The organism is Flammeovirga sp. AWQ4_249, assembly GCF_056161045.1.
The window spans coordinates 13,254-29,617 of the sequence record NZ_JBSWYJ010000058.1 but is presented as its reverse complement, the minus strand read 5'-3'; the positions used below and the strand labels follow the sequence as shown (position 1 = coordinate 29,617).

Annotated in this window: 15 protein-coding genes; 6 read left to right on the top strand and 9 right to left on the bottom strand. The window is 31.3% G+C overall.

Annotation, left to right across the window (positions count from 1 at the left end; all coding sequences use genetic code 11):
- Window positions 1-82: 82 nt before the first annotated feature.
- Entirely contained in the window at window positions 83-1,015 is a 933-nt protein-coding gene (locus ACXAHM_RS24100; RefSeq protein WP_474966103.1) for a homoserine kinase, read from the top strand.
- Window positions 1,016-1,072: 57 nt separating this feature from the next.
- Here ACXAHM_RS24100 and ACXAHM_RS24095 read toward each other — a convergent pair whose 3' ends face one another.
- The 4 genes from ACXAHM_RS24095 to ACXAHM_RS24080 form a co-directional block, all read right to left on the bottom strand.
- Window positions 1,073-3,085: a T9SS type A sorting domain-containing protein gene (locus tag ACXAHM_RS24095; protein ID WP_474966101.1), complete on the bottom strand. Its 2,013-nt coding sequence runs from the start codon at window positions 3,083-3,085 to the stop codon at window positions 1,073-1,075.
- Window positions 3,086-3,220: 135 nt separating this feature from the next.
- On the bottom strand, window positions 3,221-3,670 hold the full coding sequence (locus ACXAHM_RS24090) for a DUF3124 domain-containing protein (RefSeq protein WP_474966099.1): 450 nt from the start codon (window positions 3,668-3,670) through the stop codon (window positions 3,221-3,223).
- A gap of 124 nt (window positions 3,671-3,794) precedes the next feature.
- The gene (locus tag ACXAHM_RS24085; protein WP_474966096.1) at window positions 3,795-4,991 is read right to left on the bottom strand and encodes a hypothetical protein; all 1,197 of its coding nucleotides are present in this window, start codon (window positions 4,989-4,991) and stop codon (window positions 3,795-3,797) included.
- 66 nt (window positions 4,992-5,057) lie between these two features.
- Complete coding sequence (locus ACXAHM_RS24080) at window positions 5,058-6,821, bottom strand: AMP-dependent synthetase/ligase (RefSeq protein ID WP_474966092.1); 1,764 nt, start codon at window positions 6,819-6,821, stop codon at window positions 5,058-5,060.
- A gap of 251 nt (window positions 6,822-7,072) precedes the next feature.
- On the opposite strand from ACXAHM_RS24080, the gene ACXAHM_RS24075 reads away from it, so the two are divergent.
- Window positions 7,073-7,693: a class I SAM-dependent methyltransferase gene (locus ACXAHM_RS24075; RefSeq protein ID WP_474966088.1), complete on the top strand. Its 621-nt coding sequence runs from the start codon at window positions 7,073-7,075 to the stop codon at window positions 7,691-7,693.
- A 62-nt stretch (window positions 7,694-7,755) separates the two neighbouring features.
- Here the strand turns inward: ACXAHM_RS24075 and ACXAHM_RS24070 are convergent, their stop codons facing one another.
- Together ACXAHM_RS24070 and ACXAHM_RS24065 are read right to left on the bottom strand one after the other, a co-directional pair.
- Window positions 7,756-8,196 (bottom strand): BLUF domain-containing protein, encoded by a 441-nt coding sequence (locus ACXAHM_RS24070; protein WP_474966084.1) that lies wholly within the window; start codon window positions 8,194-8,196, stop codon window positions 7,756-7,758.
- A 93-nt stretch (window positions 8,197-8,289) separates the two neighbouring features.
- Window positions 8,290-9,276: a helix-turn-helix domain-containing protein gene (locus ACXAHM_RS24065; protein WP_474966082.1), complete on the bottom strand. Its 987-nt coding sequence runs from the start codon at window positions 9,274-9,276 to the stop codon at window positions 8,290-8,292.
- 156 nt (window positions 9,277-9,432) lie between these two features.
- Between ACXAHM_RS24065 and ACXAHM_RS24060 the strand changes: the two genes are divergently transcribed.
- Window positions 9,433-10,941 (top strand): DUF1254 domain-containing protein, encoded by a 1,509-nt coding sequence (locus ACXAHM_RS24060; RefSeq protein ID WP_474966079.1) that lies wholly within the window; start codon window positions 9,433-9,435, stop codon window positions 10,939-10,941.
- Between the two features lie 54 nt (window positions 10,942-10,995).
- On the opposite strand, the gene ACXAHM_RS24055 is transcribed toward ACXAHM_RS24060, so the two are convergent.
- The gene (locus ACXAHM_RS24055; RefSeq protein ID WP_474966075.1) at window positions 10,996-12,063 is read right to left on the bottom strand and encodes an LA_2272 family surface repeat-containing protein; all 1,068 of its coding nucleotides are present in this window, start codon (window positions 12,061-12,063) and stop codon (window positions 10,996-10,998) included.
- Window positions 12,064-12,306: 243 nt separating this feature from the next.
- Window positions 12,307-13,026, bottom strand: coding sequence for a chalcone isomerase family protein (locus tag ACXAHM_RS24050; protein ID WP_474966072.1), 720 nt, complete (start codon window positions 13,024-13,026; stop codon window positions 12,307-12,309).
- A 239-nt stretch (window positions 13,027-13,265) separates the two neighbouring features.
- On the opposite strand from ACXAHM_RS24050, the gene ACXAHM_RS24045 reads away from it, so the two are divergent.
- The gene (locus ACXAHM_RS24045; RefSeq protein ID WP_474966069.1) at window positions 13,266-13,676 is read left to right on the top strand and encodes a hypothetical protein; all 411 of its coding nucleotides are present in this window, start codon (window positions 13,266-13,268) and stop codon (window positions 13,674-13,676) included.
- A 316-nt stretch (window positions 13,677-13,992) separates the two neighbouring features.
- Window positions 13,993-14,976, top strand: coding sequence for a helix-turn-helix domain-containing protein (locus ACXAHM_RS24040; protein ID WP_474966066.1), 984 nt, complete (start codon window positions 13,993-13,995; stop codon window positions 14,974-14,976).
- 81 nt (window positions 14,977-15,057) lie between these two features.
- Here the strand turns inward: ACXAHM_RS24040 and ACXAHM_RS24035 are convergent, their stop codons facing one another.
- A complete protein-coding gene (locus tag ACXAHM_RS24035) occupies window positions 15,058-15,417 on the bottom strand; it encodes a winged helix-turn-helix transcriptional regulator (protein WP_474966062.1) in 360 nt (119 codons plus the stop codon).
- 260 nt (window positions 15,418-15,677) lie between these two features.
- Here ACXAHM_RS24035 and ACXAHM_RS24030 point away from each other — a divergent pair, with 260 nt between their 5' ends.
- On the top strand, window positions 15,678-16,277 hold the full coding sequence (locus ACXAHM_RS24030; protein ID WP_474966059.1) for a nitroreductase family protein: 600 nt from the start codon (window positions 15,678-15,680) through the stop codon (window positions 16,275-16,277).
- Window positions 16,278-16,364 lie beyond the last annotated feature (87 nt).

Here is a 16,364-nt window from a genome sequence, read left to right as displayed (position 1 = left end):
AATTTTTTGCTTCGTTTTTGTTTCAAGACAAAAATGAAGAAGAACCATGGTTGAAAGTAGACCCTAACTACTACAAATTATAATGAAAGAAGTAAAAGCATTTGCCCCTGCTACAGTGGCTAACGTAGCTTGTGGCTTTGATATCTTAGGTTTTGCCGTAGATAGCCCTGGTGATGAAATCGAAATGAAATTAGTCGATAAACCGGGTATAGTTATTAAGGAAATTACTGGAGATGGAGGACGTTTGTCTAAAGACCCAAGAGATAATACAGCTACTGTATCTGTATTTCAATTTTTAGAAAAGATTGGAGCAGAAAAAGCAGGAATTGAGGTGACCTTACACAAGAAAATGCCATTTGGTAGTGGTTTAGGTTCTTCATCAGCAAGTACTGTTGCAGGTGCTTTCGCTGTCAATGCACTTTTTGATAATCCATTGACTTCAGAAGAACTACTTCCTTTTGCAATGGAAGGTGAAAGAGTAGCTTGTGGTGCTGCACATGCTGACAACGTAGCACCAGCTTTATATGGAGGTTTCGTTTTAGTAAGAAGTTATGATCCTTTGGATGTCGTTCGTTTGAATGTACCAGAGGAATTATGTTGTGCAGTAGTTCATCCACATATTGAAGTATCGACAAAAGATGCCCGTAATATCTTAAGAGGTGAAATTCCATTGGTGGATGCCGTTCGACAATGGGGTAACGTTGGTGGTTTGATTGCAGGTTTAGAACAAGAAAACTATGACTTAATTGGTCGTTCTTTACAAGATGTAATTGTGGAACCTATCCGTTCAATGTTAATTCCTGGATTTGACGAAGTAAAAAGAGCTGCTGTATATGCAGGTTCAATGGGAACTGCCATTTCAGGTTCAGGACCATCAGTATTCTCACTATGTAGAGGATTAGATAAAGCAGAACGTATTGCAAAAGCAAAAGTAGAAGCTTTCAAAGCAATTGGCATTGAAAGTGATCTATTTGTTTCTAAAGTGAATAAAGTAGGACCAAAGATTATTTATTAATCAAGGTCGTAAAACATATAAAATACCCTAGCATTGTGAATAGTGCTAGGGTATTTTTTATAAAACAGAGAACCTTACTTTTTTATGCTCTCCACTTTTTGTTTTTACATGTAGAAAATATAATCCTGCATTAAGATTTTCAATCGTAATGATTTGAGAAAAATTTGGTGCTAATTCTTGTACTTCTTTTCCTTGAAGGTTATATATTTTGATAAAGCTGATGTCATCATTTGGAAGAGAAGAAGCAATATTTATAGTTAATTTATCCTTTGTTGGATTGGGGAAAACTTGCACATTTAATGGGCTATAAAAGTTTATCGCATTGATATTAATGATATTTGAATAACTAAAACTCCCGTCAAAATCCACTTGTTTTAGACGAAAAAAGGTATTTTCATTTAACTCATTATTTAGTAACGTGTATTGATAATTCCTTTTCGTTTGGGAGTTACCACTTCCTTTAATGTTCTTTATTGTTTCAAATATCTTATTGTCTTTTGATCCTTGTAATTCAAAAAAATCATTGTTGACTTCTGTTGCTGTTTGCCATTTAAACTTAATTCCTTCTTCAATTTTTAAACCTTGGAAGAAGGTTAGTTCAACAGGTAAATTATGATCTCCTCCAATACCACCAATGGTAAAAGGACTAAATGAAGTTGCTTTAGCATATAGATATCCTGAGTTGGAGGTTAGAGCATGATGTTCTGCATCTCCACTTACTACACCATAACTTTCCCAATAAGAGCTGTCATTATGATAATGCATTAGATGTAGAGAAGAATTATTAGCTTGTACTACACCGGAGTTACTATCATAAGTTAAGATTACATCAAAGTGATTATTTTCTGCTCCTTCAGAAGTTGCAGTTATACCAATGTTCCAAAATTCATGTCCTTTTATAGCTACAGAGGTAGCTTCATTGCCAGTGTTCAAACTTGGATCTAATGTAGTTGGTAAAGGTATTGTATTAGAATATAAAACACCTAAAGTGAAACTATTTGCTCCATAAGTTCCTCTATCTTTCACTCCACCTGTTCGTAAAGTAGAACCATTTCCTACTGGTAAAAAATAAAATTTTTGAGTTGCATCACTTACAAACTGTTGTTCCATAATACCGATGACATGGGAATTATCACTGCCTCCACTAGTTGCAGTGGCAATATTAGTAGAAATTGTTTGTCCTGTAATTGTTGCATTGGAAGTGACAGTAAAATTCCCAATAGGGAAAATTTTTCCATTTGTTAGTGTAAGGCAACTATCGACAGTAACATTATTAAAAAAGGTAATAGTACTGTCAGTATTCATCGTTAATCCTCTGATTTTATCTGAATTTTCATTGGTCATCTTAAATGTTCCAAATGCATTTGATCCAAAAATTATTGAACCTGTTGTGCTTGTAGTAAAGCTAGTAAGACTACTTATTTCACCGTTTATTGTGAGAGTATGAGACCCAGTGATTATTTCTATTTCCTCAAAAAAACCAGTTAAAAAGTTATTAATGGTTGTATTTGCAGTAAGCGTATATTTTCCGTTGTTAAGTATAGAATAGGTTTTTAATTCGCCAGATATATTTGTAGCAGTTCTAGAAAAATTGCCATTTGGAAGGTTTTCTCCAACAATCATATATCCTTGATGATTGATAGTTAAATCATTATTTGCTAAAGTTACGGTAGGGTGACCAGCTACATGAATATTTTTTACAGTTAAGTTTGCCGTACCTTCAGATGAATTTAAGGTAGCTAAGTTCAATACATTCATCTCATTTGTAATTGTAAGATCACCAGAATTAGCATTTTGATTAAAAGTACCTAATATAAAAAGAGAATTGATGGTCATATCATTACCAGGAAATGATACTGTATGATCCGCCTGTATAATCAAAGTATCTCCACTTTCATCATAATTAGTAAAGTCAATTGTACTTCCAGCACCTCCAGTAGTAATATCCCATTTTATTTCATCTAACCTTCCACTTTCTTGAGAATAACGAATAATAGCAAATACAGAATTAGGTAAGATTGATACAAAGAGCAGGAGTAGTATTAGGTTGATAATCGTTGGTTTATTCATATTAAATCATGGTAATTGGTTGTAATCCAATAACATATATTCAATGTAAAAAGTGTTTTACTTGAAAGGTTTACATACTTTTTTAAGTATAGTTGTTCAATGAATTCTGAGAAAAGTTAAAGTTTAGTTTAATTCTTATTCATTGATAAGTATAGCAGAAGATTTAAAAGAAAATCCATGTTGGCTAAAATTACCTATATTAATAGCCTCAATAAAGGCTTTATTTTTTGGTGTTGTTTTGGTTCCGTATTCAACAATAAAATTAGCACCAACACCACCTAATTTTTCTGCTTTTTCTACAATAAACTCTGCAGATGCAAGTGGTTTTAATACTAAAGTTTCTTTTTGAAGGTAATTGCGTAATAGCTTTCCTTGACTATCATAGTAATCAGCTGTTGTAAAATATAAGGTATCTGTAGTACTTATATTTCTCAAACTTAAAACCACAGTACAATGAAACTTATTATTTCCTTCTGAATAATATAAATCAGAATATGCTGCGACATAATATTTTTCTGTAAAACCTAATTCAGGCGTTGCCGATTCCTCGATTAATTTATCCGTAAGGTCAACTGATTCTAGCACTAATTCTTTTTTTTTCGCAACTAAAAAAAAGTAATAATGGGAGTATAAATAGAATATTAGTTTTCATGATTGTAAGGGTTATTTTTGTTGTGGATTGTACAAAAATAACCTTTTTATGAGAACATTAATTAAAAAGATTATAAGAGATAATGAAATCAAAATATTGGTAATTGTCTTCAAAATTCTGTTCTGAAGGAAATAGAGAATTTAAATTAGAATATCTCAATTCAAAACCGATTTTCGCTATATATTCATATCCAATACCAACAAAATAACCCGTTGTATATTCCATTTCAAATACTGGTGTATTTTCAAGATTTCGATCTAATATAGAGTCAATTGGAAAATCTAATATACCTCCAAGATTATAAAAAATATGATTGTTTTTGTTGATATAAGAATAATATCTAATACCAATAGGAATACTAATAGAAGATCTTTGTAGGTTAAATGTTGAATTATCTTTTTCAATAGATGTATTAAAGCTACTGAAAGTTGGTTCAGCTAATAATCGAAACTTTTGATGAGAAAAATTGAAAGCAATTTCAGCTTCTAAACCAATTCTATATGTTGTCGTATTGCCAAAATCTAAATTATCAGATGGAGAGTTGATAGGAGTAATTCTATTAAAATCATAGGATATAAATGAAGCTCCTGGTCTGATATTAAGATTGAAATTTCTTTTTCCTTCAGTATTTTTCTCTTTTTTAGCCTTTACTTTAACCTCTTCAGATAAAGTGAATTGATTAAATATTTCTATTAAATCGTTTTTAGAATACTTAAGTTTAGTGATGTCTTTTTCTTTAATTCCTTTTTCAGAAAATATGTTTAAGATTTGGCTTTGAAAAAGAGTATTCTTTTTAACATGTAATGGTTTAGGAGTATATTCTTTGTAGACTAAAGGTTCTATTTTACCCCTATTTTTATAGTAATAATAAACTATCCCTTTGGAAGAGAATTCATATAGGTAATTTGGTAGTAATTCTTTTAATAAAATACTTTCTTCTATGAAATTAGGGTTTCTTTCTTTTGATAAAGCATTGAAATCTTGTGGACTGTAATCCACATATGTTTTTACTCTTATGTATTTTAACCTATCAAAAATGACGAATTCACTTATATCAGAAGTATTGATAGTTTGTGTTTTTCCGTTGTCAATGAAGTGTATTACTTGAGGGTTGACTCTCCAGTCTAAGTTTTTTATCTCACAGTTTGTAGTGTCATTATTCAGATTAATGAAATAGCCTTTTTCAAATGTGACCTGAGAAAATGCACTCGTAGATAGAAATAGAAGTAGAATAAATAGTTTGCTAGTGTTCATGATTTTTATTTTAATAGCTCTTCTTAAATATAATAGAAAAGCTATTAAAATAAAATGTATTACTTTTTAAGAATATATTTCCTCTATTTCCTTTTCGTATTTCTCATTAATTATTTTTCTTTTTGGTTTCAAAGTAGGTGTTACTTCTCCACTTTGCACTGTCCATTCGTTTTCTAAAAGCTTAAATTTTTGGATTTTTTCCCATCGAGCAAAATCTAGATTTGCCTTTTGAATTTCCTTTTTAAACTTATCAAAAACTTTACTATTGGATACTAATTCATGTTTAGAATTAAAAGCAATATGTTGTTGTTTTGACCATTTTTCTAAGGCATCAAAATTGGGAACAATCAATGCTGATGCAAACTTTTGGTTACTTCCTATAACAGCTACTTGTTCTATGAAATAAGACTCTTTTAATTTATTTTCGATCAATTGAGGAGCAATATATTTTCCTGCAGAAGTTTTGAATAACTCTTTTTTACGGTCTGTAATTTTTAAAAATTTTCCATCTACGAGTTCGCCAATGTCACCTGTATGCAACCATCCATCAACAATTGTAGTAGCGGTCAATTCAGGTTGCTTGTAATACCCTTGCATTACATTTGGTCCTTTGACTAAAATCTCACCATCCTTGGCAATTTTTACTTCAATTCCATCTAAAGTAAGCCCAACTGTTCCCACCATCATATTTTCCGGGTCTGTTCTGTTGACACATACTACCGGAGCAGCTTCAGACATGCCATAGCCTTCACAAACTTTAATTCCTGCTGCCCAAAAAGAACGAATTAATCTAGGTTGTAGAGCAGCAGCGCCAACATTCATGTTTTTAATATTTCCTCCTAACGCTTCTCTCCATTTGCTAAATACTAATTTGTCAGCAATAGTATGTTTTATACTCTCTAAAAAGCCTAATTTTTTCCTTGGATCATATTTTAAACCTAAGTTTAATGCCCAAAAGAAAATAGCTTTTTTGAAACCTTTAGTTTCCATTCCTTTGCCAATGATAGTATCATAAACTTTTTCAAGTAATCTTGGAACGGTACAAAAAATATCAGGTTTTATTTCTTTGAGAGCTTCCCCAACCTTCAATACATTTTCTGCATAATAAACAGAAATAGAATGCTGCATATAAGAATAAACACTTGTACGTTCGTAAACATGTGAAAGAGGGAGAAAGCTTAATGCTCTACCATTACGCTCTTCTACAGGTAATGTTTTAGCAGCAGCAATTGCATCAGATGTGATATTTTTATGTGAAAGCATGACCCCTTTTGGTGGGCCTGTAGTACCGGAAGTATAAACAATTGTGTAAAGATCATCTTCCGTAATATTTTTCTTTATTTGAATGAGATTATCAATTTCATCTTCCTGAATATCGAGTAGGAAGTTTTTCCAAGAGTGTACATGATCTAGTTCTTCAAAAGAAAAAATCTCTTCTAAAGTATGAATTTCGTCCTCAATCGATTTTATTTTTTTGACCAATGCATTGGATTCAATAAATGCAATCTTAATCTCAGCATGATTAAAGATATATTTATAATCTTCTATAGTAATTGTGGGATAAATAGGTACTACTACAGCTCCAATTTGTGCACATGCTAAATCGATAAAGTTCCACTCAGGTCTATTTTCAGACACAATAGCTACTTTTTCGTCTTTCTTTATGCCATATTTTAGTAAAGCGATACTTACTTTATTGATGATTTGAATGACATCATCAGTGGAGTAAGTTTTCCAACTTCCTTTTTCTTTTGCAGCGATACAAACGTCAATGCCATTCTGATTACGTTTTTGCTGATCTATAAAATCAAAAACTCTCGTCGGTTTCATTAAGATATTTCTTTGTAGATAAGAATGCTAAATGTATTTGTAAGAAGAGTATTTAGTAAACTTCGTTACAATTAAATGAATAATTTCTCTCAATTAAGATGATCTTCATTAAGCTTTTGAGATGAGTACGTCAATATGATTTAACATTCAGGTAAAAGTCCTCTTTAATTTAACATTAAAAAGAATAGAATAGTTTTTAATCCTTGAATAAGTAAATTTGAACTCAGAATAAACCCTTTAAAAATTAGAATATGTCATCTTTTGATAAAAAAAGTCACTGGGAAAATATATATAATACGAAAGCGTTAGATAGTGTAAGTTGGTATCAACCGACGCCATCGACGTCTTTATCTTATGTTGAAAAGACAAATTTAGCTTTAACTGATAAGCTGATTGATGTTGGAGGAGGAGATAGCTTCTTGGTAGATCACCTTTTAGATTTGGGCTATTCAGATATAACAGTATTGGATATCTCTGAAAAGGCATTGGAAAGAGCGAAAGAAAGGTTGGGTGAGAAAGCTTCTTCTGTGCATTGGGAGGTTTCAGATGCATCACAATTTATAACGGATCATAAATTTGACTTTTGGCATGATCGCGCTGCTTTTCATTTCTTGACGGAAAAAGAAGATGTTGAGAATTATAAAAAAGTAGTTGCATCGGCGATCAAGCCTGGCGGTACTATGGTAATAGGTACATTTTCAGAAAATGGGCCATTAAAATGTAGTGGTATCCCGATTCAGCAATATTCAATACAGAAATTGGAAGAAACATTTAAAGATGACTTTGAATTAATTTCATCAGAAACTATTGATCATAAAACACCTTTTGACACGATACAAAACTTTGTTTTCTGTGCTTTTAAGAGGAAGTAAAAAATAAAAACTCCTCTGCTAAAAAATAGTAGAGGAGTACTCATTCGTTTTTTACTAAAATTTTAATTGGGTAAGTTCAGTTGTAACTCTGAAATACCACTATATGTTTTCAAAAACTCAATGATATAATGATTTTTATCTTTTAGATATTCTTCCAAAGGTAAATCATGTTCAAGTTCTCTGACTAATCCTGCATTTTCTAAATCTTCCCAATGTAGTTCATGGAATGCCATAGCCCAATTGTTAAAGTTCCGCTGTGGGATTTCTCCTGCAAAAATGCGTTTTATATAGTTGTGTCGGTTATCATTTAAAATTCTTTTATAAAGTTTAAGAACTTCTTCTTTTTCTCCTTCCAATATTTGAATAAACTTATTATCAACTAGAAGTAATAGACCGGTTAAATTTTTAAGTTGATTATTTTTTCTACTGTGTACTAATATATCACGTAAAACGTCGTCATCGAGGTCACTTTCTCGAGTGCTGACATAACAAAGACAAAACATGCTGATTCGGGTATTAAGTATATATATACAATGTAGTGTGAGTATTCTGTAAACTATTAAGTTCTCTAATTGTTTTAAGTATCTTGCTTTTTTTTAATTATATTTTTTTGAAACTTCTTTTGGTGTCGTATCAAATTTTTCTTTAAAGTTCTCTGAGAAGTTAGAAAGGCTTTTATACCCTAATTTTCGAGCCACTTCAGTAATAGAAATTTGATTGGTTTGAAGCATTTTATAGGCCAACTCTAATTTATAATTAGCATGAAAGCGTGGTATCGTAGTTCCAAAAACACTATTGAAATCTCTTTTTAACTTAGAAACAGAAACACCATATTTTTCAGCAAAAGAATTAAGTGAAGGAGTATTATTATAGAGCGTAATCAGTTCATTTTTTATTTGTTGAATTCGTTGTATATCCTCAATGTGCAAGCTGTTATTCTTCATCTGATCACTTTCTCTTTTGATGATAAGATCTAAGAAATTTCCTACAGCTTCTACAGTTCTTGATAGCACAATACTATTTCGAAGTGGAGGTGTCAGATTTTTATCTAGATGAAATAAATCCGTCAAGAATAAATTGATCTTTGGTGGAATCATTTCGTAAATCACCCAAGGATTTTCGGTGTCAAACACTTTTCCGATATGCACTTTCATATGCGACATATACTTTTCGAAATGATCTTGAGAAACTCTAACTGTAACCCATTGACTTCGATCTCCTTTAGTTGCTTTAAGATTTAAGACCATTCCTGTACTTTGCATACTCATCCAAGTGACTTTTTTAGAAGAAGCACTTATCTCTGGACGTTTAGGGGCTGTATTTCCTGAATATTCAAATTGAAAATAAATAAACTTTTTGTCGTTTTCATCACTTGTAACATCTACTTCAAAATCACTTTTATAATGTACATTATGTAATCCAATCTCAATTCCTTCAAAGGGAAAAAATAATTCATAATCGACATCCAAAAGTGAATTCTGAATTTGAAGTTTACGGTCTTCGCTAGGGTTACCTCCAAAAATAGAAGCAATCTGTTGCATTACACTTTGAACTGAACCAGTTTGAATACTAATTTTTTTCATTCTAAAACTCAAGTCATCTTAATTTTCAAGTATTAAAATACAATAAAAAATGCAAAGAATATCAACTTGGTCTAATGAAGTAAAATGTTGAACTGATCGAGGAAATCGGGGTGTATGATTTTCAGTTTAATTAATCAAACACAATTACTGAAAAATATGAATTTTACGACATTAAAAGTATTCGGAGCTGCATTATTATTACAATCTAGTATTCAATCTGCATTTGCTCAAGTTCCTCTTTCAGAAGCTACACTCGAAGGAGATGAAACCATTAAAACAGTCTATTGTGATATTGAATTAGAAAACAATTATATCACAAAAGGAGAGGAAGAGTTATTTGATATCATGGATTTTCAAAGAGCCTCTCAAGCCTATATTTGGTCTACTCCCATTGTATCTATGAAAACTTGGGGAATAAGAGAAGATAAAGCATTTGATGTAGCGGGGTTAGAGAAATTCGTTGTATTGAAAACATTGAAGGAGAAAAGAGGTATTGTTACGGGTAATCTGACGACGCCTTATATTTTCACTTTTGCTAACCTTAATAAAGGAGCAGTGAAAGTAGATTACCCTAAAGGAATGACAGCGGGAGCTTTCTTAGATTTGTGGCAAAGACCTGTCGCTGATTTAGGGTTAACGGGCCCAGACAAAGGAAAAGGAGGGACTTATATTATTTGTGGTCCAGAAGATGATCCATCAAAATATAAAGGGGAAGCAGATTTTATTATTCAATCCGAAACGAACAACTTTTTTATTGGTCTGAGAATTTTAGCAGAAGATCCAAAAGCAGTAGATCAATTCAAAAATGCTTTAAAACTAGGTAGAGTAGGTGAAAATTTGAGAGCGGCTACATTTGCAGAAAACAAAGATGTGGAATGGTCAGCTACAGCGCCAAGAGGATTAGAATATTGGGAAATTTTACATACTATCATCAATGAAGAACCTGTAAGAGATCAGGATAAGGTTTGGATTGCTATGTTAAAACCTCTTGGTATTGAAATCGGAAAACCTTTTAAACCTACAGAAAGACAACAAGAAATACTCTTGAAAGCTGGAAATATGGGAGAGTTGATGTTAAGAAATTTACAGACAAACCCTCGCTTTTCAACACCTTATTGGGCAGGGACAAATTGGTATAAATCATTTGATTTTAATATTCCTCAAATGAATGAAACAATGGTCTACTTAGATGAAAGAGCAGTGTGGTATTATGAAGCGGTGAGTTCGACAAAAGGTATGGTAGAACCAAGCCCTGGATATGGACAAATTTATATGACTTCAAAAAGAGATGAACATGGAAATCTTTTAAGAGCTGATAAAACTTATAAATTACATGTTCCTGCAGGTGTTCCCGTAGATCAATTTTGGTCAGTAGTTTTATATAGTGAAAACACACGCCGTCCTTATGATAATGGAGGGAAAAATCTTGAAGATGTAAGTTTGAATTCAAGAAGAAAAGATGTCACTTATAATAAAGATGGATCAATTGATATTTACATCGGTGCGGAATGTCCAAAAGGTGTCAATCCCGCCAATTATATGAAGACTGTTGGAGAAGATGGATGGTTTGTTTATTTCCGTTTATACGCACCGAAAGAAGCATTTTTTGATAAGTCTTTCCAACTAGGTGATTGGGAAGTAGTAGAGACAGGTTTAAGTAAGTAATATCATTAAAATGAGCAGTTGAATTTTTAAGTTCAACTGCTTTTGTTTTTTTAATTAGAATGAAATATTAAGACCTGCTTGACCACCTATCCATAATGCAGTTCTGTAACCTTCTCTTGTAATATCATCATAGAAAGCATGTTCAGGTATATCAAGAGATCCAACCGTTTCCATACCTGCTATTTGGTAGTTTGTTGTATATACATTTAATGAAGGACCAGCAAAAATGCTTAAGTGATCAATGATTTTGAAATGCACGTTTAAATCAGCTTTACTCAGTAAATTTAAGTCCATTTCATCATAATTTCCATCATAAATTAACTGGTTCGTTGAAAGATCGATGCCTAAGTTTACTCTTTTTGCTAAAGGAATTAAAGTACCAAAACCTGCACCGAATGAGTAAACATCCTTTTGATTATATTGAGTATATCCTCCTTTGAAAATCGTATAAAATCTTTCAGTACCCATTTTGAAGTTTAAGTTGGCCATGATTGTAGCATCAGCAACTATCTCAATAGCATAATAACCATCCTTTACCACATTGATAAGTCCAATTGGCGTACCTTCTGCACCTTTAGAAACAACATTAATAAGACCTATTTGAGCACCTTTTAAACTATCTGTATAATTGATAAGTCCAATTTGAGTACCTTTTAAATTACCTCTAACCGTATTAGTTAACCCTATTTGTGCTCCATTCATATTACCATTACTCACATTGGCAATACCAGAAATTTGAGCTCCTGTTGTTTCACCATTAGAAAAGTTATTTACTCCTGCAATATGGAATCCTGTTGTCGTTGAATCAGCATAGTTTGTAACACCAGCAATTACAAACCCTGAACTTGTCCCCCTTGTTACATTGGTAATACCAGCAATCTGTCCACCGTGAACATCTCCATTATTTACATTGGCAATACCACCTAATTCGAAATAATTTACACCACCATTAATTCCCCAAAGTACATTAAAAGATGTATTATTAATGGTCTGCGTATTCACTCCATTTGATCCCAAAGGATAAAGGAAAGAAGCTTGGAAAGGATTAGACTCTTTTTCTTGTGCAATAACAGAAGTTGCAATTGATAAAATGAATAAAAGAATGTTGAATAAATTTTTCATTGAATTATATATTATAAGTATGTTTTTTTAAAATTATTTTCAATGAAAGCAGAAGTAGTACTTGACGTCATTAATACTTTCGTTTGCTGCTTTCGTATTAATGACCCTCATCCTTCTATTTACCCCTATTCTTTTTAATAAAAAAAAATAATTATTTATTAATCATCTGATATTCAATTTATTAAATAATAAAAAAAGATCAACTAAATAGCTGACCTTAAAAGTTTGAAGTGTAGTTATGTCTTATAGTGATAAAAGATCACTTCTTAAAGAAGCATCAATTGAAGTGTTACCTAAATAGATATTCATTAATGCTTTATTAAATGCTTTATTGTTGGTTTGGAATAATAGCTCACCATTTTTGAATAATGTGACTACATTTCTTTCACTGATAATTCTAAAATGATCTCCATTTTTGATTAACTGAGAGAAAGATGCAATGTATTCTTCAATATCTGAATTGATATCTTCAACATTTCCATTATTGGCTTTCACAAATGCTTCACCAAATAATTTTTCAACCGTAATAACTTGAGAAGTATTGATACGGTCCAATTTTCTTAATGCAGAAACAAACTGCTTTTCATCTTCACTAGCATCAAAAGCTGTTTTTAAATCCTTAGCATATGCTGCTTTGATTCTTCTAATTGAAGCTTCTGATTGTAAATTGTTAGAAGTCATTACTAAATCAATGACCTTAATATCCTCGCTGTAAATAAGGCTGATTGCATCGTCTGTTGTGTGTTCTACATAAAGAGCACAAGAGAAGATTTTAGACAGATTTTTAGAGAGGGCACCATATCCATTCGTTTGTAAAGCTTGCCCTGAAACAGTAATGTTTGCTGGAAACTCTACATCATTGAAAAAATTAGTTTTGAACGTTTGTTTTTCTTGAGCAAAAGTTGTGAAGCTGGTCAGTAGTAGAACAATGCTCAATAAGTTAATTTGATTAGCTTTTTTCATTAAAAAATTTATTTCGTTGTAGTACAGAAGTTAATTGGAGTGAAAATTAATAAAAATAATATAAATTTTCAAAGAAAAAGTTTAATAAAATCTTGAAATGACAAATTGTTTAAACGAATTTCGTTTAAATGTTTTGATTGCATCTTGAATGTTGTACTTTTGTTTAAACAAATAAAGTAGTAACAATATATTTATTCCTACCCGTAAAAAGGAATAATATACTTTCAAATCTTAAAATCATGGAAAATCAAGCATTAACGCAAGAAGAAGTAATCGTTTCAGAGGGAAAAGTAACAATGGTAGTAAGGTATTTATTGGCCTTTATGATGATTGTATTCGGAGCCAATAAGTTTTTACAGTTTTTACCGATGCCTCCCGCAAATGATGAAGTAGCACAAGTGTTTGGTTCATTAATGATGATGGGAATTTTACCTATTGTTGGTATTTTAGAAGTAGTAGGTGGTATAATGTTAGCTGTAAAAAAAGCAGTTCCTGCAACTTTAGTTGTATTAGGAGCGATTGGTTTTAATGCTGTATTATTTCATGCGACATTAGATCCTGCAGGAATTGGAGGAGCAGTTTTCTTTTTCCTTATGGTAGTTTATTTAGCTTATGCATACAGAGCTAAGTTTGCTCCATTATTCAAATAATGAATATAGTAGTATACATTCAAATAGATGAAATTTTGGACTAGATTCTGACCAAACTTTTAGCCAAGTCATAGAGAGTAGTTTTTAGAAACTACTCTTTTTTTGTTTATACACTTTCAGAATATGATTATCTAAAAAACAGTCTAATTATGAAAAAAGACAATTAAATAATGATGCTTTTAAGCGTGTTGCAGTCATATTTTGATACTTATTAATAAAATTAAGTAAACTACTTTACTCAAATAAACGTTTTCTAATCATAACAACACTCATTAATAGTAATATTTAATTGCTGCTCAATTTTAAAAACACGATCATGGATACTACACAAAATACTAAGACATTAGAACTTTGGAATCATATCTTTCAAGGAATAATAAAAGAAAATATCTTAACCTTTGATAATGAATTAGCAGTAGGATCCATTGAATCAGTTTGGATAAATGAGGATATGGAAATCTTAAAAGTTGATTATACATTAAGAAGAGGTATTAGTTTTACCCAAAAAAGATTTACCACTCCTGAAACAGATTTTATCCCTGTATTATTTGGTGAACCTGTTAGTGATAGCTTAACCTTGGAGGGAGGAAAGACACTTAAAACTTCTGGTATTGCTGCATTTTGCTCTAATTCATATGAATCTTTAGGATTGAAACATTCAACGAGTACAGTTGGGAAAAATACGAAGTTCTTATCTGTCAGATTAAGAAAATCTTTATTTAATAAATATGTTAGTCGCTCTCAAGCGAATGTTAAGGCATTTGATCCTAATTCTTCTTTCTTTATGTATGAAGAATTTGATCCAGGAATGAGAATGATTTATGATAGAACCTTTGAAATAAATACAACTGTAGAATATGCCAATGACTTTTATGATTCATTTGCGAAGTTGTTAGTAACGAAGTTTTTTCAAATGGTAAATGACCGTCAGGTTTTAAAAGAAAAAAATAAACATCCAAAAAATTTACAGCCAGTAATGAAGGCAAGAGAGATACTTTCAGATATATCGAATAAGGATATTGATTTAGATTCTCTAGCTAAAGAATGTGGATTGAGTGGAAGTAGATTGCGTTTCTTATTCAAAGAGACGTTTGGTATGACCATTCATCAATTCCACAATGATTACAAATTAGATGTTTCTAGAAAAATGTTGATGGAAGGACAACGATCAATAATGATGATCGCTCTAGATGTTGGATTCTCTAGTTCAAGTCACTTTACAACAGCATTTAAGAAAAAATATAATACTACACCGAAAGAGTTTAAAAATAGTCTCACAGACAATAAGTATGTGAACTAATCAAGCTCAATCACAATTTATTCGTTTGACATATTAGTAAGTAAAGGCATCACCTATTTTTGATAAGGTTGATGCTTTTTTTTATTCCTCTATACTCTCAACATTATCATCAAACTGAACAGCTTTTTCTCCCCAAGCCGAAATCATTTCTAAAAGAGGAGCTAGGGATTGTCCAAATTCAGTCATACTGTATTCTACTTTTAAAGGAGGTTTTTCTGTAGGAATCACTTCTCTTTTAATCAACCCATCCTCTTCCAATTGTTTTAATTGAAGGCTTAATGTACGTTCACTTACTGTAGGAATCATTTTTCGAAGCTCACTGTAACGTAAGGTTTCTTCTTTCAAATGATAGAGAATAACAGACTTCCATTTCCCTCCAATGTACTTCATGGTTAAGCTAGTACAACAAGGATAAATCTTTCCATCAACTTTATATTTCATATACAGCGGTATTTATATCAACAAATGTTAAAAATAGATACTTACATTTTTGCCCGTTATTGTATTAATTAATAACACTACTTATGTTTGCAACTATAAAAAGTAAAGTTACTAAAATTAATGAAGTAATATCAATTATAACATAATTATTAAGATCTTTTAGATCTCTTAAAAAGTGAATGGTCATTAATAAAATCATTTTAAGAGAACAATTTTTGAAAATTTAACGTTTAGAAAATCAAACAAAAACAATAGAAATTATGGAATTTATCGACATCGCAAAATCAAGATATACAACAAAAAAATATGATGCTTCTAAGAAAGTTAGTGCTGAAGATATTGAAAAGTTAAAAGAGATTTTAAGATATAGTCCTTCTTCTATCAATAGTCAACCTTGGAAATTTACAATTGTAGAAAACCAAGAGATGAAAGAAAAATTAGCTGAAGCTTCTTACTTCAATGCTCCTAAATTAATTGATGGTAGTCACGTTGTTGTTTTTAGTGCATTAGAAAGTGTAGATAAATTCGAAAAAGATATTAATGATTACTTACCTGAGGGAGCAGTTGGTTATTTCAATAATTTCTTAAAACCTCAAGGAGAGGGTGTCATTAAAAGTTGGTTCTCAGATCAAGTATACTTATCAATTGGTTACTTCCTTTCTGCAGTAGCAACTATGGGCATTGATTCAACACCAATGGAAGGTATTGAAACAGATAAATACAAAGAAATTTTAGGTTTAGAAGGATACCAACCTTTAGTGGCTGTAATGATTGGTTACAGAGATGAGGAAGACGTAAATCAACCTTCGAAAAATCCTAAATCAAGATTAGACCTAAATAAAGTAGTGGAGGTTATCTAATAAAGATTTGAAATAAGAAATAGTATTCTGTTCAAACAGGATATGGGCTAAGTATAATAAATGTAGAAAGAAGCTAGACGGTTAAAA